The sequence below is a fragment of the Trebonia sp. genome, from assembly GCF_049794275.1.
Taxonomy (GTDB): domain Bacteria; phylum Actinomycetota; class Actinomycetes; order Streptosporangiales; family Streptosporangiaceae; genus Trebonia.
Map to the genome: position 1 here is coordinate 1 of NZ_JBARCR010000991.1, position 1,580 is coordinate 1,580.

General features: G+C 71.6%; 2 protein-coding genes. Both read right to left on the minus strand.

What is annotated here, in order from left to right; translation table 11 throughout:
• Positions 1-31: 31 nt before the first annotated feature.
• Complete coding sequence (locus WA805_RS25130; protein WP_422339945.1) at positions 32-475, minus strand: cupin domain-containing protein; 444 nt, start codon at positions 473-475, stop codon at positions 32-34.
• 9 nt (positions 476-484) lie between these two features.
• Positions 485-1,580 (minus strand): 5-amino-6-(D-ribitylamino)uracil--L-tyrosine 4-hydroxyphenyl transferase CofH (cofH, locus tag WA805_RS25135; RefSeq protein ID WP_425243572.1); only part of this gene is annotated, 1,096 nt, incomplete at its 5' end.

Genomic DNA, 1,580 nt, shown 5'->3' on the forward strand with positions numbered 1-1,580 from the left:
ACCACGTTCGGGGGGTGGCCGCACGGGCCTGTCAGGCGGGTTCCATGCCGTAGCGGGACATCAGGGCGCGCTCTTCCTCCGGGGATGGCGGGGTCTCCCTGGACCAGAGCGCGTCGAGTTCGGCGAAGTAGGCGTCCATCGCGGGGGCGTGCAGGACAAGCAGCCGCGCGGGCGCTTCGCCGTCGTTGCCGAAGGTGTGCCCCGCGCCGCGCGGCACCAGCAGGAAGTCGTCTCGGCGTCCCCGCTGCTCGACGCCGTCCAGGACGAACGTGATCGTCCCGTCGAGCACCCAGAAGGCCTCAGAGCAGTTCACATGGCGATGCGGCAGCGGGCGGCGGCCACGCGGCGGGACCGTCCGCTCCATGAGCGAGAAGTCCCCGCCGGTCTGCGCGGCGATCGCCTTGAACGCCATGACGCTTCCCCGCGCCGCGACGATCGTGCCCTCGCCGGCGGCGATGATGCCCGGTTCGCTCACGCGCGCCACCTAGCGAGCCAGGATCGGGAGGCCTGCCCGTACCGAGGCGGCCACGCCGTCGCTGGCCGTCGCCGCCGCCAGGCGGTCGGGCGACGGGGTGCCGTAGAGGGTCGTTCGCTGGCGGAGCGGCCTGCCGAGCGGCTCGGTGATCGCGCGCAGGTCGCTGATCGTCTTGAACGAGCCGTTGTCGGCGCCGGCCATCCTGCTGATCGTCTCCTCCATCAGCGTGCCGCCCAGGTCGTTGACGCCGCCGTTCAGCACGTCGCGGCACAACTCGTCACCAAGCTTGACCCACGAGCACTGGATCGAGCCGACCGCGCCGTGCAGCATGATCCTGGACACCGCGTGCACGGCGCGGTTCTCCCGCCTGGTAACGCCCGGCCTGGCCAGGCCGGCCAGGTAGATCGGCGCGCTGGTGTGCACGAACGGGAGCAGCACGAACTCCGTGAACCCGCCCGTCCGCTCCTGGATGCCGCGGATCACCCGGAGGTGGCCCACCCAGTGGTGCGGGGCGTCCACGTGGCCGTACATCATCGTCGCCGTCGTCGGGATGCCCAGGTCGTGCGCGGTGCTGACCACCTCAATCCAGTCCGCGGCGGGCAGCTTTCCCTTGGTGAGCACCCAGCGCACGTCGTCGTCGAGGATCTCGGCGGCCGTGCCCGGCAGCGAGCCCACGCCGGCCTCCCTGGCCCGGACCAGCCACTCGCGCAGCGGCAGCCCGGTGCGGGCTACCCCGTTCATCACCTCCATCGGCGAGAACGCGTGGACGTGCATGCCGGGGCAGCGGCGCTTGACCTCGGCGGCGATGTCGAAATACGCGGTGCCCGGCAGGTCAGGGTGGATGCCGCCCTGCATGCATACCTCGGTGGCCCCCGCGGCCCACGCCTCGTCGGCGCGGTCGGCGACCTGGTCGAGCGAGAGGGTGTACGCGTCGGCGTCCGTGCGCCGCTGGGCGAAGGCGCAGAAACGGCAGCCGGTGTAGCAGACGTTGGTGAAGTTGATGTTCCTGGTGACCAGGTACGTCACATCGTCGCCCACCACGTCCCGGCGCAGCGCGTCGGCGATCCGGCACAGTTCGTCGAGCGCCGGGCCGTCCGCCGTGAAC